A 20,486-nucleotide genomic window follows, 5' to 3' on the forward strand; every position below is an offset into this window, starting at 1 on the left:
AACCATGAAGAAGACCGTCCTCGGTGGCATCGCCGCCGCCCTCGCCCTCACCTCGCTCGCCGGCTGTGGCGAGAAAGCCGTCGAGGAGGGGGAGAAGCCCACCTACGACGCCAAGGTGTCCACCTCGGTGGCCGACTGGCTCGTGGCCCAGGCGCCGGAGGGTGTGGCCCGCAACGCGCAGTACGGCACCGACGACTTCGGGCTCAGCGCCGACATCGGGATCGCGCTGGCAGAGGTCGGCGGCTACGACGAGGAGATCTCCACGATCGCCTCGGCGGTGATGGAGAACAAGAAGGCGTACACCTCGCCCGGGTTCGGCACGATCACCTCGGCAGGGGCGACCGCGAAGGCGCTCGTCCTCCAGCAGAACGTCGATGCCTCCGACCCCGGTCTGCTCAAGCAGCTCGAGGGCACCGTCGCCGAGAACGGCCGCATCGCCGACGAGCTCGATCCCAAGGACAAGAAGGCGGCCGACTACTCCAACACCATCGGACAGTCGTACGCCGTGTGGGCGCTGAACAACGCCGAGAGCAAGGAGGCCGCGGCCGCGACGGAGTTCCTGGCCGGGCAGCAGTGCGAGGAGGGGTGGTTCCGGGTCACCTTCGCGGCCGACCCCTCAGCCGCCGATCAGACCTGCGACGCCGATCCCAAGGCCGTCCCCGACGCCGACGCCACCGCGTTCGCGCTGATCGCCCTGTCCGGGGTGGCGTCCCCGGAGGCGGAGAAGGCCGTCAAAGCCGGCGTGGAGTGGCTGAAGGAGACCCAGGCGGAGGACGGGTCGTTCAAGGCGGCCACCGGCAACATCGCCAACTCCAACACCACCGGCCTGGCCGGGTGGGCGTTCGGTCGCGCCGGTGAGACCGACGCCGCGGAGAAGGCGGCGAGCTGGGTCGCCGACCACGTCGTGACCTGTGGCGACGACGCCGGCGCGGTGGCCTACGACGACGCCGCGCTGACCGAGGGCAACACCAAGGGCCTGACCAAGGAGTCCGAGGGGATGTACCGCCTCGCCGCCGCCCAGGCGCTGCCGTCGCTGGTCTTCCTGCCCAAGGATGCGACCGCGAAGAGCTCGTGCTGATCCTGCGATCCTCGTTGGTGGCCCTGGCGATCCTCGCCGGGGCCACCGCACCTGTCTTCACCCCAGTCTCCGCCGTGTCTGCGGCCTCGTCCGCCGAGGCCTGTAAGGGCGTCACTGTCGTCGTCGAGCCCAACGCGTTGGGTGGCGGCCCTGAGGTCACCTGTGTCCAGCCCGGGGAGGGCGACACCGGCGCCGACCTCTTCGAGAAGGCGGGGCAACCGCTCACCTATGTGACCTCGATGCCCAGCGTCGTATGTCGCGTCGATGAGCGGCCGAAAGCCGCCGGTTGCGCCCAGATGCCGCCTGCCGACGCGTACTGGTCGCTGTGGATCACCGACGATTCGGGGGCCTGGAGCTATGCCTCCAGAAATGTTACCGAAATCAGCGTGACCTCCGGGCAGGGTGTTGCGTTCACGTGGATAGACGACGATGTCGTTACCGCTCCGGCGACGGAGCTTGGGGATGCTGTGGGGGCGCCCTCAAGCCCGTCGCCGGAGTTATCTCCGGAGGAGCCGACGGATTCGGCCTCCGGGACCGAGCATCTGCCCACCTGGGTCGCGCCCGCGGGGATCTTCGCACTCTTCACCGTCGCCGGTGCCGTGTGGTGGCGCCGACGATGAGCGAGCTGTTGCGTACTGCCGCGGTCGCGCATCTGCCCCGTGACCTGCACCCCGTCGCCTGGTGGGTGTGGGCGATCGGCATGGCTGCGTACGCCTCCTTCACCACCAACCCGTTGCTGCTCCTGCTCGTAGTGGGGGTGGTGTCGGTCGTGGTCGCCGCGCGCCGTGGCGACCAACCGTGGGCGAAGGCGTTCCGGCTCTACGTCGGCCTCGCGGTGTTCATCGTCGTGACCCGGGTGCTCTTCCGGGTGCTCCTGGGCGCCGTGCCGGGGCACGTGATCCTCGACCTGCCCGAGGTCCCGCTCCCGGAGTGGGTGCTGGGGATCCGGCTGCTCGGGCCGCTCACCCGCGAGGCGCTGCTGGCCGGCCTCTATGACGGGATGCGGCTGGGCGTCATCGTGATCTGCGTCGGCGCGGCCAACGCGCTGGCGAACCCGAAGCGGCTATTGCGCTCGCTGCCGCCGGCGCTCTACGAGATCGGCACCGCCGTCGTGGTCGCGGTGACGGTGCTGCCGCAGCTGGCCGAGTCGGTGCAGCGAGTGCGCGCCGCGCAACGACTACGTGCCGGTGCGACCGGAAATGTCAAGCGGCTGCGCCGCTTCCTGGTGCCGGTGCTCGAGGATGCCCTGGAGCGGTCGATGGCACTGGCGGCGGGGATGGACACGCGCGGCTACGGACGTACGGCCGGCGTCCCGGTCGCCACCAGGCGGATCACCTCGGCGCTCATGCTGGTCTCGCTCGTCGGGCTCTGCGTCGGCGTCTACGCGGTGCTGGACGGCACCACGCCAGGCTGGCTGGCCGCCACCATGCTCGCGCTCGGCTCCGGCGCCGCCGCTGGTGGGCTGACGCTCGCCGGCCGCCGGGTGACGCGGACCGTCTACCGGCCCGACCGGTGGCGCTGGCCGGAGGTCGTGGTGGCGCTGAGCGGGATCGCGGTCGTCGCCGTGGGCTGGTGGATCGCCCGCTACCAGGTCCCGATCGCCTTTCCGGGCGTGAGCACCTTCCCGGAAGTCACGCTGACCGCCATGGCCGGTGTGCTCGTCGGGCTGGTCCCGGCCGTCGCCGCCCCGCTACCGGCATCATCGCTCGTCCACGAGGAGGCAGCCGCATGATCGAGCTGCGAGGCATCACGTTCACCCCGCCCGACTCCTCCGAGCACGTGCTCAAGGACGTCGACCTCACCATCGAGGAGGGCGAGCTGCTGCTCGTCTCCGGTCCGACCGGCTCGGGGAAGTCGACCCTGCTCGGCGTGCTCGCCGGCCTGGTGCCGCGCTTCTCCGGCGGCGTGCTCGACGGGGACGTCCTGCTGGACGGGGCCTCGATCGTCCGTACGCCGCCGCGCGAGCGCGCCGGGATCATCGGCTACGTCGGGCAGGACCCGGTGGCCGGGTTCGTGACCGACACGGTCGAGGAGGAGCTCGCCTACGGGATGGAGCAGCTCGGTCTCCCGCCGGCGACCATGCGGCGTCGGGTCGAGGAGACCCTCGACCTGCTCGGCATCGCCGAGCTGCGGCAGCGGTCGCTGCGTACCCTCTCGGGAGGGCAGCAGCAGCGCGTCGCGATCGGCTCGGTGCTCACCACCCACCCCCGGGTCGTCGTGCTCGACGAGCCCACCTCCGCCCTCGATCCCACGGCCGCCGAGGACGTCCTTGCCACCATCACCCGGCTGGTGCACGACCTCGGCACCTCCGTCGTCCTCGCCGAGCACCGTCTCGAGCGGGTCGTGCCGTTCGCCGACCGCATCGCGCTCCTCGTCGGCGACGGCTCCGTTGCCGTCGGCGACCCCGCCGAGGTCCTGGAGACCTCGCCCATCGTCCCCCCGCTCGTCGAGCTCGGTCGCGAGCTCGGCTGGTCGCCGCTGCCGCTGACGGTTCGGGATGCGAGGCGGCGGGCGCGGTCGTTGGAATACCCGGTTAACCGGGTATCCCTGCACTTCTCAGGTGTTGCAACGCCAGAGAAGCGCAGGAAAAGCCTGAGAAGTTCCGGGCTCACCGTCACCCGAGGACGTACGCCGGTCCTGCACGACGTCTCGATCGAGCTACCCGCGGGGCGGGTGACGGCGCTGATGGGACGCAACGGATCGGGCAAGTCGACGCTGCTGTGGACGCTGCAGGGGACCCACAAGCGGCTGGCCGGGTCGGTGGACGTGGGCGGCAAGGATCCGGCGACCCTCGACCCCGAAGAGCGACGCGAGCTCGTCGGGCTGCTGCCGCAGACCGCGGCCGATCTTCTCTACCTGGAGACGGTGGCCGAGGAGTGCGACGCCGGCGGGCCGCGGACGAGGGAGATCCTGGACAGCCTCGTCCCCGGCATCCCCGACGGCCAGCACCCGCGCGACCTCTCCGAGGGCCAGCGCCTGGCTCTTGCGCTGTCGCTGATCCTGAGCGCCGACCCGCCGGTCGTGCTCCTCGACGAGCCGACCCGCGGCCTCGATTATGCCGCCAAGCACGCTCTGTCCGAGATCCTGCGCGAGCTCACCGAGGCCGGCAAGGCGGTCCTGGTGGCGACCCACGACGTCGAGTTCGTCGCCGAGGCCGCCGACGACGTGGTGGTGCTCGCCGACGGTGAGGTGGTCTCCGCCGGTGACGTACGCACCGTCACGGCCGAGTCGCCGGCGTTCGCGCCCCAGGTGAGCAAGGTCTTCGGCCCGGGGTGGCTGAACGTACGCGAGATCGTCGAGGCGGTGGGCGAGAGATGATCAGGTTCTCACCTCGCACGGCGGTCCTGCTCGCGATCATCTCCGTGGCCGGGCTGATGATGTTCGGCTGGCCGTTGCTGCTCCACGGCTACGACCGGGTGCAGCCTCCGTTCATCTTCTTGGCGCTGCTTCCGCTGATGCTGGTGGTGCTGCTGAGCGAGCTCTCCACGGGCGGCATCGACACCCGGATGATCGCTGTCCTCGGCGTGCTCAGCGCGATCGAGGCCGTCCTGCGCGCCGTCTCCGCCGGCACCGGTGGGGTGGAGCTGGTCTTCTTCATGCTCATCCTCGGCGGGCGGGTCTTCGGGCCGGCCTTCGGCTTCGTCCTCGGCTGCACCAGCCTGTTCGTCGCCGCGCTCGTCACCGCCGGCGTCGGACCCTGGCTGCCCTACCAGATGCTCGGCGCCGCCTGGGTGGCGATGGGAGCCGGGCTCCTGCCGCGCGCGAGCGGCCGCCGGGAGATCGGACTGCTGGCGGCGTACGGGATCTTCGCCTCGTACGCCTACGGGCTCCTCCTCAACCTGCAGGGCTGGCCGCTGCTCACCGGGGTCACGGTGCCCGGCGCGAGCGGCAACCTCTCCTACGAACCCGGTGCGGCGTTCGCCGAGAACCTGGCGACGTTCCTGCGCTACACCCTGGTCACCTCGACCAGCAGCTGGGACACCGTGCGCGCGATCACCACCGCCGTCGCCATCGCTCTGCTCGGTCCCGCTGTCCTGGCCACCCTGCGTCGCGTCGCCCGCCGGGCCACGGTCACCGGCGTGGTGGTCTCGACAAGCTCGACCACCGGATAGGTCAGACGCGCTGGTGCTCGGAGACCCGGGCGAGAAAGGCGAGCAGCAGCTGGTGGACGCGTTCGGGCTGCTCCATCTGTACGAAGTGGGTGCCCTCGAGCTCGACGAAGGTGCCGTTCTTGACCCCGGCAGCGACCCGCGACATGTGGCGCGCACCGGCGATGAGGTCGCGGGTGCCCGCGACCAGCACGACCGGTACCTTGATCCGGCGCAGCGAGACCGGGCGGCGCTGGGAGGTGCGCAGCGCGAGGTGGAAGTACCACTCGACCGGGGTGGTCAGGAACTCCGCCAGTGCTGCCGCGGCGAGCTCGGGATCAGGGACCTTGCCGATCAGGCCGGCCTTGGAGAACACCTCGATCGCCCGCGGGCCGAGATGGAGACGCGCTGCCAGCGGAGTGATCAGGGAGCCGGTGCGACACAGCACCCTCGACGCGGTGCGGGTCACGAGAGCAGCCGCCGGGGCGGGCAGCCGCAGCGGCCCCAGCATCGACTTGAACGTGTCACCTGGCACCCCGGCGACACCGAAGACGCCAGAGACCCGCTCGGGATGGTCTGCGGCCAGCTCGAACGCGGTGTTGACCCCGATCGACCAGCCCATCACGACCGGCCGGGAGAGCGCGAAGGCGTCCATCACCGACAGCGCGTCCTCGGCGAAGTGCCTCGAGGTGGTCTGCTCCGGGTCCTTCGGCCGCGCCGAGCCGGAGGTGCCGCGGTGCTGCCAGGAGACGACGCGTACGCCGCACGAGGTGTGCAGCAGCGCCGGCCAGTTCCACGGGCTGGTGCCGAGGCCGTTGCACAGCAGCACCGTCGGCCCCTCGATCACGCCCTCAGGGTCGTTGGTCCACGCGCGGATCAAGGTGCCGTCGTCCGAGAGCACGTCCCGGAAGGCGACAGTGGACTCGGCCATCGCCCGCGGAACAGTCATGCAGACATTCTCTCCGAAGCGAGCAGTTGGAGATAGTTCTGCACATCCTCACGCTCCGCACGCCGCAGCAGGAGCGCCTCCTCGGCGGCCTTGGCGTTGTGCCGGGCGACGAGCTGGGAGGCCACCGGCCAGGCGAGCAGCAGCTGGATGGGTCGTAGGAACGGGCCGACCATTCGCCCCGCGGTGCGAGCGGCGAGGAGGGCGGCGACTTGGGCGACGGCAGCGGTGTGTACGGGGGCGGTGATGGTCGACAACGGAGCAACTCCAAGGACTGGCGGGGACCGGGCGGCGAGGGGGAGTTGTCACCGAACTGTAGTGACCTCAACGTTCGGAGTCAGTGACGTGCGGATGTCGCTTGTGTGAAACGCCCCACTACACCGGGGTCGACTCCGCCGGCACGTGATGCTCCGGCTTGCCGGTGCGGGTCGCGCCTGCGGAGGCGACCACGACACACGCGATGGCCAGCCACTGCAGGACCGAGAGCCCCTCGTGGAGGATCAGGATCGCGGCCAGCGCGCCGGCGGCCGGCTCCAGCGACATCAGGATCGCGTAGAGCCCCGACTTGATCGAACGCAGGGCGACGAGATCGAGGGAGTAGGGGATCACCGAGGACATCAGACCCACCATCAGCCCGACCAGCCACACGTGCGGAGACCCCAGCCCGTCGGCGTACGCCATTGCCGCAGGCGTCAGCGCCACCGCCGCGACGGCGGAGGCCAGGGCGAGCCCGTCGAGCCCCTCCCAGCGTGCTCCGGTCGCCTTCGACAGCACGATGTACGCAGCCCAGCAGGCCCCCGCGAGCAGCGCGAACAACACGCCCACGATCGAGATCCGGCCGGGCTCGAGACCGAGCAGCACGACTCCCGCGGCCGCCAGTGCGACCCAGACCAGGTCGCGCGCCCGCCGCGAGGTGACCAGCGCGATCGTGAGCGGTCCGATGAACTCGATGGTGACCGCGATCCCGATCGGGAGCCGGGCGAAGGACTGGTAGATGGCCCAGTTCATCAGCCCGAGCGAGGCCCCGAAGGCGACCACCACGAGCCAGTCGCGGCGCGAGAGACCGCGGACCCGGGGCCGGGTGATCGCCAGCAGGATCAGCGCGGACAGCGTCAGCCGCAGCCAGACCATGGCCGTCGGGGTGACCTCGTCGAAGAGCGACTTCGCGAAGGTCGCGCCGATCTGCACCGACGCGATCCCGATCAGAACCAGGACGACCGGGTGGGCCAGCCTCGCCCGCAGAGAGGAGGAAGCTGTGACCACCCGGTCAGTCTAGGACCACGTAAAGACCCGCTACTGCGCCGAGTCCGTCTGCGAGATGTTGGACAGGTTGGTGGCCTTGTTGGCCTCCTCCGCGAGCCGCTCGGACCCGCGCCGGGAGTCGTGCGGGACCGTGGCGTGCTCGGTGTGGTCCTGCTCGTAGATCTCCGGCGGGATCGGCGCAGGCACGGTGGCGGTGATCCGCGATCCGTCGGGGCGGATGCCGCCGTGGGGCTCCTCGTCGAGGTGGGTGCCGATCCGCGGCCCCTGGTCGGCGAGCGGCACGATGACCGGCGAGCCCTTCGAGACCACGAACTCCTCCCCGCGGACGCTGATCGGGATGTCGAACTCCTCGCCCGGGGTGTCCACGACGGTGAAGACGATCTGGTCGCTGGTCAGCGCGACCTGCATCCGGGTCGAGTGCCACTGCACCCGGAAGGTCAGCGAGCCCCACTGGACCGGCAGGCGCGGGTCGAAGGAGAGTTTCCCGTCGTAGTCGCGCATCCCGCCGAAGCCGAACGCGAGCCCGCCCCACACACCGCCGGTGGAGGCGATGTGCATCCCGTCGACGGTGTTGCCGTGCATGTTGTGCAGGTCGACGTAGAGCGCGTCGTAGAAGTAGCGCAGCGCGTCCTCCTGGTAGCCCACCTCGGCCGCCACGATCGACTGCACGACAGCCGACAGCGTCGAGTCGCCGGTGGTGATCGGGTCGTAGTACTCGAAGTCGGCCCGCTTCTGCTCAGGGGTGAACCGGTTGCCCTGCTGGAAGAGGGCGAGCACCACGTCGGTCTGCTTGAGCACCTGGAACCGGTAGATCACCAGCGGGTGGTAGTGCAGCAGCAGGGGACGTACGTCGTCGGGGGTGTTGGGCAGGTCCCACACCTCGCGGTCGAGGAAGTTGTCGTCCTGCGGGTGGATGCCGAGCCCCTCCTCGTAGGGGATGTGCATCGCGGCGGCGCAGCGACCCCACTCCTCGACCTCGTCGGGGGAGATGTCGAGCCGGCCCATGACCTGCGCATACTCGCGCGGATAGTCCGCCCGGAGCATCTCGATGGTCTCGACGGCCTTCTCCAGGTTGTAGCGGGCCATCACGTTGGTGAACAGGTTGTTGTTGACCACCGTGGTGTACTCGTCCGGCCCGGTCACCCCGTGGATGTGGAAGGACGGCTCGCCGTTGTGGCGCCAGAAGCCGAGGTCGGCCCACATCCGCGAGGTCTCGACCAGGATGTCGACGCCCTCGCGGATGAGATAGCCGGTGTCACCGCTCGCGTAGACGTACTTCATCAGCGCGAAGGCGATGTCGGCATCGATGTGCACCTGCGCGGTGCCGGCCGCGTAGTAGGCCGAGGCCTCCTGCCCGTTGATGGTGCGCCAGGCGAACAGCGCGCCCTTCGCGGCCATCTCCAGCGCCCGCTGCCGGGCCGCGGGAAGCATCACCGAGCGGGCGTGCATCACGTTGCGGGCGACCTCGGGCTGGGTGTAGCAGAGGAACGGAACGACGTAGCACTCCGTGTCCCAGAAGTAGTGGCCCTCGTAGCCGGAGCCGGTGACCCCCTTCGCGGGGACGCCGAGCCCGTCGGTGCGGGCGGTCGCCTGGGCCAGCGAGAACAGGTTGAACCGGATCGCCTGCTGGGCCGCGGAGATGTCCTCGGCGTCGTCCGCCTCGGCGGCGGAGATCTCGACGTCGGCAGCGGACCAGAACTCGTCGTACCAGTTGCGCTGGTCGCGCTCGAAGTGACCGACGCCCAGGCGGATCGCCCGGTCGAGCGTACGTCCGCAGCGGTCGGCCAGCTCACGCACCGGCACCCCGCGAGAGGTGTGGTACGCCACGGTCTTCTGCAACCGCAGCGTGCTGCCCTCGGTCGCGTCGACCCGGAAGACCGTCTTGGCCAGATCGTCCTCGGCACGGACGACGGTCTCGACCGAGTCCGGCGTGTCGATCTGGTGGGCGGCGCTGACGGCGATCGTCATCCCCGAGTTGGCGCACCGGTAGCCGAGGGTCATCTGCTCTTCGTCGGCGACCGACATCTGCGGTAGCAGGACGCGGGTGTCGAAGGCGGAGGCCTTGCGCGGGTCCATGCCCTCGCCGAGCGCCGCCGACGGCACGTGGTACTCGTCCTTGCCGTCCTGCCGGTTGAGCAGCTGGGACGAGACCACGATCGGCGCCGCGCCGCTCAGCATCGTGATCTCGAGGGTCTGGATCGAGAGATGGCGTTGCGTCATCGACACCATCCGGGTCGACTTGATCGCGACCCGCTTACCCGAGGGCGTACGCCACACCAGATGCCGCCGCAGCACACCCTCGCGGAAATCGAGCACCCGCTCGTACTCCTCCAGGTCGGAGGTGCCGAAGGTCAGCGGCTCGTCGTCGACGTAGATCTTCATGATCTTGGCGTCAGGGGCGTTGACGATGGTCTGGCCGGTCTTGGCGAAGCCGTAGGCGTTCTCGGCATGACGGATCGGCCAGGTCTCGTGGAACCCGTTGATGAAGGTGCCGTGCGCGTAGGTCGGGCGACCTTCCTCGGGGGTGCCGCGCATGCCGAGATAGCCGTTGGCGACGCTGAAGATCGTCTCGGTCAGACCGAGGTCGTCGGGGGAGTAGCTGGTCTCCACCAGCCGCCACGGGTCGATGGGGTAACGGGCCCGGTCCAAGGGGTTCGGGCCGACGTTGGTTCTCACTGCTGTGCTCCTCGAGCAGGGTCTGGACTGTGTCCATTGGGGACAAGTTCAGCAAGGTCGGATACGACGAGACTGGCGCCAGCGGCCGTGAGGGTGTCGTGGCCTGCGCCACGGTCCACCCCGACGACGAGCGCGAAATCTCCTGCCTTGCCGGCGCGCACCCCGGAGACGGCGTCCTCGAGGACGACGGCCTCGCTCGGGGTGGCTCCGAGGACCTTACCGGCGTAGACAAAGGTGTCCGGTGCAGGCTTGCCGGGCAGGCCCTGCTCATCTGCGACGGCTCCCGACACGACCGTCTCGAAACGGTCCAGCAGCCCCGCCGCCTTCAGCACGGTCGGCGCGTTGACCGACGAGGAAACCACGCCGATCCGGACGTCGAGGGTGGCCAGATAGTCCAGGAAGCGCACCGAGCCGGGGTAGGCCTCCACGCCGTCGCGCTCGAGCACCATGTTGAAGGCGTTGTTCTTCCGGTTCCCGAGACCGCAGACGGTCTCGAGCTCGGGCGCGTCGTCCGGGGTGCCCTCGGGAAGCTTGATGTCGCGGGAGGCGAGGAAGTCACGGACGCCGTCGTAGCGCGGCTTGCCGTCGACGTACGCGAAGTAGTCCTGGTCGGTGTAGGCCGGCGCCCCCGGGGTCTTCTCCTGCAGGTAGGCGTTGAACATCTCCTCCCACGCACGCATGTGCACGACCGCGGTCGGCGTGATCACGCCGTCCAGGTCGAAGAGGATCGCGGTGAACGTCTCCCAGGCAACAGGTCTGGTCATGACTTCAGGCTAGGGGCTGGGCGGCCCAGGCCGAAGAACCAGGCCCCGCCGGTGTCGCCGATGCCGGAGGTTTTCCCTCGTCGTTCTTTCGCTGAAATCTCCTGGCCACAGACGGCGAGCGGGTGGATGCTGGAAGGCATGGGTACGCAGCTGCTGGTCGGGACCCGCAAGGGTCTGTGGATAGGGCGCTCTGACGACGCCCGGCAGGACTGGGACTTCACCGGTCCGCACCATGACATGGAGGAGATCTACTCCGCCATGATCGAGCCCGGGACCGGGCGAGTCCTTGCCGGATGCTCCTCGCTGTGGATGGGTGCGCTGGTGCGTGCCTCGGCCGACGGCGGCGAGACCTGGACCGAGACCTCGATGTCGTTCCCCGAGGACGTCGACGCGAGCCTGGCCCGGATCTGGCAGCTCCAGCCCGGGCTGCCGGAGGGCACGATCTGGGCGGGCGTCGAGCCCGGTGCGATCTTCCGATCACGTGATGGTGGCGCGTCCTTCGAGCTCGTACGCGGGCTGTGGGATCACCCGCACCGCACCGAGTGGAACGAGGGCTTCGGCGGGCAGGCGTTCCACACGATCCTGCCGCACCCCACCGATCCCGACTCGGTGACCGCGGCGATCTCGACCGGTGGCGTCTACCAGACCCGCGACGGCGGGGAGACCTGGGAGGCGCGCAACAACGGCATCATTGCGGTCTTCCTGCCCGAGGGGCAGCAGTACCCCGAGTTCGGCCAGTGCGTCCACAAGGTCGCCCGCCACTCCGCCCGTCCCGAGCGGCTCTACCTGCAGAACCACGGCGGCGTCTACCGCTCCGACGACGAGGGCGCCTCCTGGAAGTCGATCGCCGACGGCCTGCCCACCGACTTCGGCTTCGCGATGGTCGTCCACCCGAAGGAGCCCGACACGATCTTCACCTTCCCGATCGGTGCCGGCGAGTCCCGCTACCCGCCGGAGGCCAAGCCGATCGTGTGGCGCTCGCGCGACGCCGGCGACCACTGGGAGGCGCTCGACAAGGGCCTGCCCGACCACTTCTACGTGGGTGTCATGCGCGACGCGATGTGCGCCGACGACCACGAGACCGCCGGTGTCTACTTCGGCGCCCGCAACGGCTCGGTCTGGGCCTCCGCCGACGCCGGCGAGACCTGGCGCGAGATCCTCCGCGACATCCCCGATGTGATGGTGGTCAGGGCCGCGAAGATCTGAGGCGCACGGATCCGTAGCGTGTTGCCGTCCTCGATGCGGTCGGTCGAGGCTGCACAGGATCCTTGGTCTGGGGGCATGCTGGATGTATGGGATGCCACTGGCTCACCGCCGTGCTCGTATGCGCGCTGTCCGCCTGTGGCGCCGGCACACCAGTCGGGTCCCCAACGACGCAGGCCCCTCCCTCGTCCTCGTCGGTCCCGGTGCCCACCCTTGCTGCGGAGCCGCGAGTGCGGCTGACCGTCGTCGGGGATCTGATGCTGACCCGCGGGGTGCCCGATGCGGCGGCGGCGCTGGCTCCGATGCAGGCGCGCTTGGCGGGCGCTGACATCACCGTAGGCAATCTCGAGTCGACGTTGTCGAAAGCAGGGAGTCCGACTCAGGGTGGCGATTCCTTCGGTGCTGGGCCGGAGCTGTTGCGGCCTCTGCGGGAGGCTGGTTTCGATGCGATCTCGTTGGCGAACAACCACACAGGTGACTTCGGTGACCGGGCGCTGACGGAGACGGTCGAGGCGTTATCGGGGGCGGGGATCGTGCCGTTCGGGGCAGGGCGGGATCTCGACGCGGCTGCCCGGCCGGCCGTGGTGGAGAGAGCCGGGATCACCTTCGCGTTCCTGGGGTTCAACGCGATCGGCGAGACGCCTCGGGCGACGAGGAGCGACCCGGGCGCCTTCTCGGTGCGGATGCCGCCACGTACGGGTCCTCTCGTCGATGCCGACCTGCGCCGGGTCGAGCGGGAGGTCCGAGCCGCCGAGAAGGTTGCCGACGTCGTGGTGGTGCTGCCGCACTGGGGTACGCAGTACACCCATCGCCCCGAGGCAATCCAGCGCCATGTCGCCCGTCGTCTCGTCGTTGCCGGGGCGGATCTTGTCGCCGGCGGCCACCCGCACTGGGTCCAGCCGCTCGAGCGGGTCGGCGGCGTACCGGTCATCCACTCGCTCGGAAACTTCGTCTTCGACATGGACTTCATGTCCCAGACGATGGAGGGCGTCGTTCTCGAGGCGACCTTCCGCGGCGCCACGCTGGAGGATCTGAACCTCGTGCCCTACCGGATGGATCCCGAGACGTTTGCTCCACGCGTGGTGGGTGGTCGTGAGGCGGCCCGGATCCTTGGGCAGGCGAGGCCATGATCCGTCGCATCGCGTTCGCGGCCGGGTCCCTCCTCGTCCTCACCGGGTGCGGTGAGGCGCCACCGACCCCCGAGACCTCTCCGACAACCACCGCGACAGCGCCGGCCACCGCGTCCAAGCCCTCGCCCACCCCGAGCGGGACCCAGGCCGCCCCGCCATTGACACCCGAGCAGCTCCGCGTCGGGACAGCGACCGACGCCGTACGCCATCTGGCGGGTGAGATCGGCCCGAGACCCGGGACGTCGCCCGCTTACCATCGAGCCGCAGCCTGGGTCGAGGGACAGCTGGCAGGGTTCGGCTGGCAGGTGCACCGACAGCGGTTCCAGACGCCTGCCGGAGTCTCGTGGGGCATCCCGGTCAGCGCGGGGGAGTCGGTCAACCTGGTCGCCGACAGAGGAGACGTACGCCCCGGGCAGCCGTGGCTCCTGGTCGGTGCCCACCTCGACACCGTCCCGCAGGCACCGGGTGCGGAGGACAACGCGTCCGGCGTGGCTGTGCTGCTGGCGATCGCCGAGACGGCCGCAGGACGGTCGACGAGGGTGCCGGTGCGGTTGGTCGTCTTCGGCTCCGAGGAGCCGCGAGGCGAGACCGACGACGACCACCACTACGGCTCTCGCGCGTATGTTGCGTCCCTCACGCCCGTCGAGCGCAGGTCGCTGGCCGCCATGGTCTCACTGGACCGGGTCGGCGTAGGGGAGGCTGTCCCGGCGTGCGGCGCACGCCCAGGACTCGACCGCACCCTGGCGAGCCTCCGAGCGGCGGCAAGGCGCGCGAAGGTGCCGACCACCGCCTGCTCCCAGACCCCCAACCGTTCCAGCGACCACTGGTCCTTCGTACGGGCGGGCCTGCCCGGCGTGCGCCTCGGTTCGACTCCATACGCCGCCTACCACTCACCCGCCGACACACCCGACGTCGTCGACCCGGCCCAGCTCGTGCGCACCGGCCGGATCATGCTTGCCTGGCTCGCCTGACGTCCGCCGTTCGTCGCCGGGTCGAACGATCCACCCGAACCGGTCTAGCCTTCTGGCATGCCCACTCTTCGCTCCGCAACCTCGACCTCGGGCCGCAACATGGCGGGTGCCCGCGCGCTGTGGCGCGCGACCGGCATGACCGATGACGACTTCGGCAAGCCGATCATCGCGATCGCCAACTCGTTCACCGAGTTCGTGCCCGGCCATGTCCACCTCCGTGACCTCGGCAAGATCGTCGCCGAGAAGATCCAGGAGGCCGGGGGAGTAGCCAAGGAGTTCAACACGATCGCCGTGGACGACGGCATCGCGATGGGCCACGCCGGGATGCTCTACTCGCTGCCGAGCCGCGAGCTGATCGCGGACGCGGTGGAGTACATGGTCGAGGCGCACCGCGCCGACGCGATCGTGTGCATCTCCAACTGCGACAAGATCACCCCCGGCATGTTGCTGGCCAGCCTGCGTCTCAACATCCCCGTCGTCTTCGTCTCCGGCGGCCCGATGGAGGCTGGCAAGACGGTCGCCGTCGAGGGCCTGGTCCACGACAAGCTCGACCTGGTCGACGCGATGGTGCTCTCGGTCAACGAGGCGGTCAGCGACGAGCTGCTCGACACGGTCGAGCGCTCCGCGTGTCCGACCTGCGGCTCCTGTAGCGGCATGTTCACCGCCAACTCGATGAACTGCCTCACCGAGGCCATCGGCCTCAGCCTGCCGGGCAACGGGTCGACCCTCGCCACCCACGCGAAGCGCCGCGCGCTCTTCGAGGAGGCGGGACGTACGGTCGTCGAGCTGTGCCGCCGCTACTACGAGGAGGGCGACGAGTCCGTCCTGCCACGGAACATCGCCAGCCGCAGCGCCTTCGAGAACGCGGTCGCCCTCGACGTCGCCATGGGCGGCTCGACCAACACCGTGCTGCACCTGCTCGCGGCCGCGCGTGAGGCGGAGCTCGACTTCAACGTCCACGACATCGACGCGATCTCGCGCCGAGTGCCGTGCCTGAGCAAGGTCGCCCCCAACAGCCCGAAGTACCACATGGAGGACGTCCACCGCGCCGGCGGCATCCCCGCCCTCCTCGGCGAGCTGCGCCGTGGTGGTGCGCTCAACGAGGACGTCCACACCATCCACTCCGACACGATCGACGAGTGGCTGGGCACCTGGGACATCCGCGCGGAGAACCCCAGTCAGGAGGCGCTCGACCTCTTCCTCGCCGCCCCGGGTGGGGTGCGTACGACCGAGGCGTTCTCCACCGAGAACCTCTGGGCGAGCCTGGACACCGACGCCGCCGAGGGCTGCATCCGCGACTTCGAGCACGCCTACTCTGAAGACGGCGGGTTGGCGATCCTGTCGGGCAACATCGCCCCCGACGGCTGTGTCGTGAAGACTGCCGGTGTTCCCGACGACTGCCTGACCTTCACCGGCACCGCGATCGTCTTCGAGTCCCAGGACGCCGCGGTCGACGGCATCCTCGCCAAGAAGGTCGAGGCCGGCCACGTCGTGGTGATCCGCTACGAGGGCCCGAAGGGTGGGCCGGGGATGCAGGAGATGCTCTACCCGACCTCGTTCCTCAAGGGCCGTGGTCTGGGCCAGAAGTGCGCGCTGATCACCGACGGCCGCTTCTCCGGCGGCACCAGCGGCCTCTCGATCGGACACGTCTCCCCGGAGGCAGCAGGCGGCGGCCTGATTGCTCTCATCGAGGACGGCGACCAGATCTCCATCGACATCCCGAACCGCTCGATCTCCCTCGACGTCGACGACATGGTCCTCGACCAGCGTCGCGTCGCCCAGGAGAAGCGGGACAAGCCCTACACCCCGGCAGACCGGGACCGGAAGGTCTCCGCGGCGCTGCGGGCGTACGCCTCGATGGCCACCTCGGCCTCCGACGGCGCCTACCGCCTCGTGCCCGAGTAAACGGGCGTGGGAAAGGTTCATGCGCGCGTCGAGGGCCGGCTGCGGGAGTTCGTCGACCGCCAGGTCGTCTTCTTCGTAGCCACCGCAGCGCTCTCTGGCGAGGGCCACGTCAACGTGTCGCCACGGGGGATCCCGGGCACCTTCGGGATGCTCGACGAGCTCACCTTCGCGTGGGTCGACGGCACCGGGAGTGGCAGCGAGACGATCGCGCACCTGCGTGAGAACGGCCGGATCACGGTGATGTTCTGTGCCTTCGACGGGGCGCCGAACATCGTCCGCTTCCACGGTCGCGGCCGGGTCGTGACCCGCTACGACGAGGAGTACGCCGACCTGGCCGGCCGCTTCGCGGACCTTCCCGGTGCCCGGGCGGTCGTCGTCGTTGACATCGAGCGGGTCTCCGACTCCTGTGGTTTCGCCGTCCCGCTGATGTCGTACGTCGGCGAGCGCGACCTGCTTCCGGCGTACTTCGAGCGCAAGGGAGTCGATGGGTCGGCCGAGTATCGGCGCCGGAAGAACCTGGCCAGTCTCGACGGGCTCCCGGCGTTCGATTTCGACCCTGCACCCGAGTAGCCGTCTCCGCGACTGTCGAAACCGGCGGCAACCGTGATCACGCGCAGCTTCGGCGAGGAGGTCTGGATGCTGAGCGTCAACGAGCTGTTCTGGAGCGTCGGGATGGTCGTCGGCGGCGCGATGATGGCCGTCTTCGGGCCCCGGGTGAAGCGCCGGGCGCGGCTGATGGTGGCCGCCTCGATCGGTGTCGGGGTGCTCGTCATCGGGCTGGGCGTCTCCACCGACTTCTGGGTGTTCTCCATCGCGGGCCTGGTCATCTGCGTCCTCTTCCAGACGCTGCTGGTGCCCGCCGCGACGGTCCTGCAGGAGCAGGTCGAGGACTCGATGCGCGGCCGGGTGTTCGGGTTCTACGGGATCGTCATGTCGGTGTCGATGCCGGTCTCGATGATCGTCTTCGGGCCGCTCGCGGACAGGTTCGCGGTGGAGTCGGTGATGGTCCTGGCCGGGGTGCTGCTCCTGGGCTGCCTGATCGGGATGCTCGCCCTCGGCAGCGCCCGGCGCTCGCTCGCCACGGTGGACGCGGCAGCCGCCTGAGCGCGGCCTCCCGAGCAACGGTCACGGCGGTCGGAGACAATGACCGCCGTGACCGCTTTTTCGTATCCCGTCGGTGCTGTCGTCGAAGGCTGGGAGGCGCGGCCGTGGCCCGAACCGGTGACCCTCGAGGGACGCTACGTCCGGGTCGCGCCACTCTCGTCGGCACAGTATTCGGACCTCTACGCCGCGGTCTGCGGCCCCGACGACGCCGACCTGTGGACCTACCGGCCGATCGCGATGCCGACCTCGCTGCAGGACCTGTGGATGCACCTGGCGGGGCTCGTCGACGCGGTCGACGTCGTGCCGTTCGCATTCGTCCCGAAGGAGGGGGAGCGGGAGGGCCGGGCGAGCGGGGTCGCGGGCTACCACGCGATCAATCCGGCGAACGGGAGCATCGAGGTCGGCGGAGTGCTCTTCGGGTCCGCGCTCGCCCGCACCAGAGCGGCGACCGAGGCGATCCACCTGCTCATGCGGCACGCGTTCGACACGCTGGGCTATCGGCGCTTCGAGTGGAAGCTCGACTCGCTCAACGAACCGTCCCGGCGGGCCGCGGAGCGGCTCGGGTTCAGCTATGAGGGCCGGTTCCGCAACCACATGGTCGTCAAGGGCCGCAACCGCGACACCGACTGGTTCTCGGTGACCGCCGAGGAGTGGCGAGGCGTTCGGGAGGGCCACGAGCGCTGGCTCGCGCCCGACAACTTCGATGCCGACGGTGGTCAGCGGGTTGCGCTCAGCGACCTGACCCGGCGCTGAGCCTGTCGCGGTTGGCCGCGACGAGGTCGCGGATGGCGCTGAGCCGGGCGGTGAGCTCGGCCAGGTCCGGCTCGCCCGCCGCCGGGGCGAGCGCGTCGCTCCACACCGCGCGCAGTCGGCGCAGGTTCTCGGCGGCGTGCGGCGTCGGGGTGACGACCTTGCCCCGTCTGTCGCCGACGCCCTCCGAACGTACGACGAGGCCCTTGTCCTCGAGTCGGCGCAACGTGGCGCTCATGTTGGGCCGCTGCATGCCGACGTCCCGGGCGATCTCGCTGGGGGTGGCACCGGGGTGGCGGTCGACGTAGCGCATCACCGCCTGCTCGCCCGTCGTGAGCTCGGTGATCCCGGGATCACCGGCGTGGTGGCGTTCGATGTCGCGGGCGAGGGTCGAGACGATCTCCGCGAGGTCGGCGAGCTCGTCGGCGTCGGCGCGAGTAAGCATGCTCGCAGTCTAGTGCTTGCTCTTTCATAATTATGAAAACATAACTAATATTGGACGCATGACCTCGCCCGCCGCCACCTCCACCCTCGAGCCGCCGCCTCGGCCTGCCGTTCCCGCGATCGGGCCGGCGCTGCTGCTCGTCCTCGCCCTTCTCTCCGCCGTCGCGCCCTTCGCGACCGACCTCTATCTCCCGGCGTTCCCGGCGATGGTGACCGACCTCGGCACCGACGCCACGAGCATCCAGCTGACGCTCACGGCGTTCCTCGTCGGCGTCGCCGTGGGCCAGCTCGCCTTCGGGCCGCTCTCGGACCGGGTCGGGCGACGTACGCCTCTTCTCGTCGGTGCCGCGGTCTTCGTGCTCTCGAGCCTCGCCACCGTCTTCGCGCCGACCGTCGAGCTCCTCGTCGTTGCCCGGCTCGTGCAGGGTCTGTCCGGGGCCGCGGGCATGGTGCTCGGCCGCGCGATCGTCTCCGACCGCGCCGACGGGCCCGCCGCAGCACGCGCGATGAGCCTGATGATGGTCGTCGGCGGCGTCGCCCCGGTCGTGGCGCCGCTGGCCGGCGGCTTCATCGCCGGGCCGCTCGGCTGGCGCGGTGTGCTCGCCGTCGTGCTCGCGATCGCGGTGCTGATGCTCGTGGTGGTCCTCGCGGTCGTACGCGAGTCGCTGCCGCCCGTCCGCCGCGCCGAGCTCCGCGCCGCCCGGGTCGACCAGGGGTCGGTGGCCGGTGAGCTCGGCTCGCGGGGCTACGTCGGCCACACGCTGGCCTTCGCGTTCGGGTTCGCAGTGATGATGGCCTACATCTCGGCCTCGCCGTTCCTCTACCAGGAGATGATGGGCCTCAGCGAGATGGCGTACGGCCTGCTCTTCGGCCTCAACGCGCTCGCCCTCATGATCGTCAGCGCGGCCTCGGCCAACCTCGCCGGCCGGGTCGACGTACGCCGCCTGGTGGGGCTCGGGCTCGCGGTCTCTCTCGCTGGCACCGTGCTGTTCCTGGCCATCGCGCTCACCGGCCTACCGGTCGGTCTCCTCGCCGTCGCGGTCTTCGTCGCCGTCGCGCCCCTCGGCCTGGTCTTCGGCAACGCGACCGCGCTCGCTCTCGAGTCGGTGCCTCGTGCCGCCGGCAGCGCCTCGGCCCTACTCGGCGCCCTCCAGTTCGGGCTCGCCGCGCTGGTCTCGCCGCTGGTCAGTCTCGGCGGAGAGGGCACCGCCGTGCCGGCGGCGATCGTGATGGTGACCTCGGCGGTCATCGCCTGTGTCGCGTTCGTCCTCGCGGGGCGGCCTACGCACGATTGCGTACGCAGCCCCCGCTCCTGAGCCGATGTGCGGGTGGCTCGCGCGCAGCAGTCTGGAGGGCATCGAGAAGCCCAACAGAGAGGACACGAGCAATGAGCATCAACGAGACGGTGGCGACCCTCGCCGTGACCGGCGACAACTGGGGCCCGTGGCGCGAGAACGGACCATGGCACGACGGGGGAGGGCCGCCGGCGTTCTGGCCGATCTTCCCGATCCTGTGGTTCCTGGTGATCGCGGCGATCATCACCGCGGTCGTCCTCTTCAACCGCAAGCGGGTGGCCGAAGGGCCGCGGCGCGCGGGCGAGGCCAGGCTGGCCGAGAGGTACGCCGCGGGCGAGATCGACGAGAACGAGTACCGGGCTCGTCGCGACGTCCTCCGCGAGAAGCCGGGCCGGCCCAAGGAAGCCTGACAGTGGACGCCTGACGCCCCCGCTGGTCCATGGCAGTGTTGCTGTCATGGACCAGCGCATCAGCTTCATCACCCTGGCCGTCGCCGACGTGGCGGCGAGCCGTTCGTTCTATGTCGACGGCCTCGGCTGGGCCCCCGAGCTGGAGGAGGACGGGGTCATCATGATCCGCGTCGGTGAGCACGTCATCCTCTCGCTGTGGGATCGGGGCGAGTTCGAGGAGGAGGTCGGCACGATCGCCGTCGCCGACGGCGTCGCGCCGTTCACTCTCGCCCACAACGTCGCCACCCGCGAGGAGGTCGACAGCGTCCTGGAGCTCGCCCGGTCGCTCGGACGGGACGCCTCGGTTGCCGAGGAGCGGGCCTGGGGCGGCTACACCGGCTACTTCGCCGACCCCGACGGCGTGCGCTGGGAGATCGCCTACAACCCCGGCCCGGTGGGACAGACGCTGCTGCCCTGACC

At 70.0% G+C, this 20,486-nt stretch carries 21 protein-coding genes; 15 read left to right on the plus strand and 6 right to left on the minus strand.

Annotation, left to right across the window (positions count from 1 at the left end; genetic code table 11):
• The first annotated feature begins 4 nt into the window (after window positions 1–4).
• From OG801_RS23150 to OG801_RS23170, 5 genes are read left to right on the plus strand one after another with little or no spacing between them, the layout of a single operon-like run.
• Window positions 5–1,078: a prenyltransferase/squalene oxidase repeat-containing protein gene (locus OG801_RS23150; RefSeq protein WP_406031560.1), complete on the plus strand. Its 1,074-nt coding sequence runs from the start codon at window positions 5–7 to the stop codon at window positions 1,076–1,078.
• 17 nt (window positions 1,079–1,095) lie between these two features.
• Window positions 1,096–1,698, plus strand: a complete 603-nt coding sequence (locus tag OG801_RS23155; RefSeq protein WP_406031561.1) for a hypothetical protein — start codon at window positions 1,096–1,098, stop codon at window positions 1,696–1,698.
• Window positions 1,695–2,810 carry a CbiQ family ECF transporter T component gene (locus OG801_RS23160; RefSeq protein ID WP_406031562.1) on the plus strand — a complete coding sequence of 372 codons (1,116 nt, stop codon included), beginning with the start codon at window positions 1,695–1,697 and terminating at the stop codon, window positions 2,808–2,810. The genes OG801_RS23155 and OG801_RS23160 overlap by 4 nt, the downstream gene beginning before the upstream one ends.
• Window positions 2,807–4,396 carry an ABC transporter ATP-binding protein gene (locus OG801_RS23165; RefSeq protein WP_406031563.1) on the plus strand — a complete coding sequence of 530 codons (1,590 nt, stop codon included), beginning with the start codon at window positions 2,807–2,809 and terminating at the stop codon, window positions 4,394–4,396. Before OG801_RS23160 ends, OG801_RS23165 begins: the two co-directional genes overlap by 4 nt.
• Entirely contained in the window at window positions 4,393–5,190 is a 798-nt protein-coding gene (locus tag OG801_RS23170) for an ECF transporter S component (RefSeq protein ID WP_406031564.1), read from the plus strand. The genes OG801_RS23165 and OG801_RS23170 overlap by 4 nt, the downstream gene beginning before the upstream one ends.
• A gap of 1 nt (window position 5,191) precedes the next feature.
• Here OG801_RS23170 and OG801_RS23175 read toward each other — a convergent pair whose 3' ends face one another.
• The 5 genes from OG801_RS23175 to OG801_RS23195 form a co-directional block, all read right to left on the minus strand.
• Window positions 5,192–6,115 carry an alpha/beta fold hydrolase gene (locus OG801_RS23175; protein WP_406031565.1) on the minus strand — a complete coding sequence of 308 codons (924 nt, stop codon included), beginning with the start codon at window positions 6,113–6,115 and terminating at the stop codon, window positions 5,192–5,194.
• The gene (locus tag OG801_RS23180; RefSeq protein WP_355021049.1) at window positions 6,112–6,369 is read right to left on the minus strand and encodes a hypothetical protein; all 258 of its coding nucleotides are present in this window, start codon (window positions 6,367–6,369) and stop codon (window positions 6,112–6,114) included. The genes OG801_RS23175 and OG801_RS23180 overlap by 4 nt, the downstream gene beginning before the upstream one ends.
• Window positions 6,370–6,487: 118 nt before the next feature.
• A complete protein-coding gene (locus OG801_RS23185) occupies window positions 6,488–7,375 on the minus strand; it encodes an EamA family transporter (protein ID WP_406031566.1) in 888 nt (295 codons plus the stop codon).
• Window positions 7,376–7,405: 30 nt separating this feature from the next.
• Entirely contained in the window at window positions 7,406–10,051 is a 2,646-nt protein-coding gene (locus OG801_RS23190; RefSeq protein WP_355021047.1) for a glycosyl hydrolase family 65 protein, read from the minus strand.
• Window positions 10,048–10,815 carry an HAD family hydrolase gene (locus OG801_RS23195; protein WP_406031567.1) on the minus strand — a complete coding sequence of 256 codons (768 nt, stop codon included), beginning with the start codon at window positions 10,813–10,815 and terminating at the stop codon, window positions 10,048–10,050. The genes OG801_RS23190 and OG801_RS23195 overlap by 4 nt, the downstream gene beginning before the upstream one ends.
• Before the next feature lie 138 nt (window positions 10,816–10,953).
• On the opposite strand from OG801_RS23195, the gene OG801_RS23200 reads away from it, so the two are divergent.
• The 7 genes from OG801_RS23200 (at window position 10,954) to OG801_RS23230 (ending at window position 17,881) form a co-directional block, all read left to right on the plus strand.
• On the plus strand, window positions 10,954–12,021 hold the full coding sequence (locus OG801_RS23200) for a WD40/YVTN/BNR-like repeat-containing protein (protein WP_406031568.1): 1,068 nt from the start codon (window positions 10,954–10,956) through the stop codon (window positions 12,019–12,021).
• Window positions 12,022–12,221: 200 nt separating this feature from the next.
• On the plus strand, window positions 12,222–13,148 hold the full coding sequence (locus OG801_RS23205) for a CapA family protein (RefSeq protein WP_406031569.1): 927 nt from the start codon (window positions 12,222–12,224) through the stop codon (window positions 13,146–13,148).
• A complete protein-coding gene (locus OG801_RS23210) occupies window positions 13,145–14,119 on the plus strand; it encodes a M28 family metallopeptidase (protein ID WP_406031570.1) in 975 nt (324 codons plus the stop codon). Before OG801_RS23205 ends, OG801_RS23210 begins: the two co-directional genes overlap by 4 nt.
• Before the next feature lie 57 nt (window positions 14,120–14,176).
• Window positions 14,177–16,024 (plus strand): dihydroxy-acid dehydratase, encoded by a 1,848-nt coding sequence (ilvD, locus tag OG801_RS23215; protein WP_406031571.1) that lies wholly within the window; start codon window positions 14,177–14,179, stop codon window positions 16,022–16,024.
• A 6-nt stretch (window positions 16,025–16,030) separates the two neighbouring features.
• Complete coding sequence (locus tag OG801_RS23220; RefSeq protein WP_406031572.1) at window positions 16,031–16,594, plus strand: pyridoxamine 5'-phosphate oxidase family protein; 564 nt, start codon at window positions 16,031–16,033, stop codon at window positions 16,592–16,594.
• 33 nt (window positions 16,595–16,627) lie between these two features.
• Entirely contained in the window at window positions 16,628–17,128 is a 501-nt protein-coding gene (locus tag OG801_RS23225) for an MFS transporter (RefSeq protein WP_406031573.1), read from the plus strand.
• A gap of 48 nt (window positions 17,129–17,176) precedes the next feature.
• Entirely contained in the window at window positions 17,177–17,881 is a 705-nt protein-coding gene (locus OG801_RS23230) for a GNAT family N-acetyltransferase (RefSeq protein ID WP_406031574.1), read from the plus strand.
• On the opposite strand, the gene OG801_RS23235 is transcribed toward OG801_RS23230, so the two are convergent.
• Complete coding sequence (locus OG801_RS23235; RefSeq protein WP_406031575.1) at window positions 17,859–18,323, minus strand: MarR family winged helix-turn-helix transcriptional regulator; 465 nt, start codon at window positions 18,321–18,323, stop codon at window positions 17,859–17,861. The two genes, OG801_RS23230 and OG801_RS23235, sit on opposite strands and share 23 nt — an antisense overlap.
• Window positions 18,324–18,381: 58 nt before the next feature.
• On the opposite strand from OG801_RS23235, the gene OG801_RS23240 reads away from it, so the two are divergent.
• The 3 genes from OG801_RS23240 (at window position 18,382) to OG801_RS23250 (ending at window position 20,484) form a co-directional block, all read left to right on the plus strand.
• The gene (locus OG801_RS23240; protein ID WP_406031576.1) at window positions 18,382–19,638 is read left to right on the plus strand and encodes a multidrug effflux MFS transporter; all 1,257 of its coding nucleotides are present in this window, start codon (window positions 18,382–18,384) and stop codon (window positions 19,636–19,638) included.
• 71 nt (window positions 19,639–19,709) lie between these two features.
• Window positions 19,710–20,027: an SHOCT domain-containing protein gene (locus tag OG801_RS23245; protein WP_355021036.1), complete on the plus strand. Its 318-nt coding sequence runs from the start codon at window positions 19,710–19,712 to the stop codon at window positions 20,025–20,027.
• A 46-nt stretch (window positions 20,028–20,073) separates the two neighbouring features.
• The gene (locus tag OG801_RS23250) at window positions 20,074–20,484 is read left to right on the plus strand and encodes a VOC family protein (protein ID WP_406031577.1); all 411 of its coding nucleotides are present in this window, start codon (window positions 20,074–20,076) and stop codon (window positions 20,482–20,484) included.
• Window positions 20,485–20,486: the final 2 nt, after the last annotated feature.

It is taken from the genome of Nocardioides sp. NBC_00163 (genome assembly GCF_045206295.1).
GTDB lineage: Bacteria > Actinomycetota > Actinomycetes > Propionibacteriales > Nocardioidaceae > Nocardioides.

Coding starts and splice junctions, on each gene's coding strand:
- OG801_RS23150 (WP_406031560.1), top strand. CDS start 5: ATGAAGAAGACCGTCCTCGGTGGCATCGCCGCCGCCCTCGCCCTCACC.
- OG801_RS23160 (WP_406031562.1), top strand. CDS start 1,695: ATGAGCGAGCTGTTGCGTACTGCCGCGGTCGCGCATCTGCCCCGTGAC.
- OG801_RS23165 (WP_406031563.1), top strand. CDS start 2,807: ATGATCGAGCTGCGAGGCATCACGTTCACCCCGCCCGACTCCTCCGAG.
- OG801_RS23170 (WP_406031564.1), top strand. CDS start 4,393: ATGATCAGGTTCTCACCTCGCACGGCGGTCCTGCTCGCGATCATCTCC.
- OG801_RS23175 (WP_406031565.1), bottom strand. CDS start 6,115: ATGACTGTTCCGCGGGCGATGGCCGAGTCCACTGTCGCCTTCCGGGAC.
- OG801_RS23195 (WP_406031567.1), bottom strand. CDS start 10,815: ATGACCAGACCTGTTGCCTGGGAGACGTTCACCGCGATCCTCTTCGAC.
- OG801_RS23200 (WP_406031568.1), top strand. CDS start 10,954: ATGGGTACGCAGCTGCTGGTCGGGACCCGCAAGGGTCTGTGGATAGGG.
- OG801_RS23210 (WP_406031570.1), top strand. CDS start 13,145: ATGATCCGTCGCATCGCGTTCGCGGCCGGGTCCCTCCTCGTCCTCACC.
- ilvD (WP_406031571.1), top strand. CDS start 14,177: ATGCCCACTCTTCGCTCCGCAACCTCGACCTCGGGCCGCAACATGGCG.
- OG801_RS23235 (WP_406031575.1), bottom strand. CDS start 18,323: ATGCTTACTCGCGCCGACGCCGACGAGCTCGCCGACCTCGCGGAGATC.
- OG801_RS23240 (WP_406031576.1), top strand. CDS start 18,382: ATGACCTCGCCCGCCGCCACCTCCACCCTCGAGCCGCCGCCTCGGCCT.
- OG801_RS23245 (WP_355021036.1), top strand. CDS start 19,710: ATGAGCATCAACGAGACGGTGGCGACCCTCGCCGTGACCGGCGACAAC.
- OG801_RS23250 (WP_406031577.1), top strand. CDS start 20,074: ATGGACCAGCGCATCAGCTTCATCACCCTGGCCGTCGCCGACGTGGCG.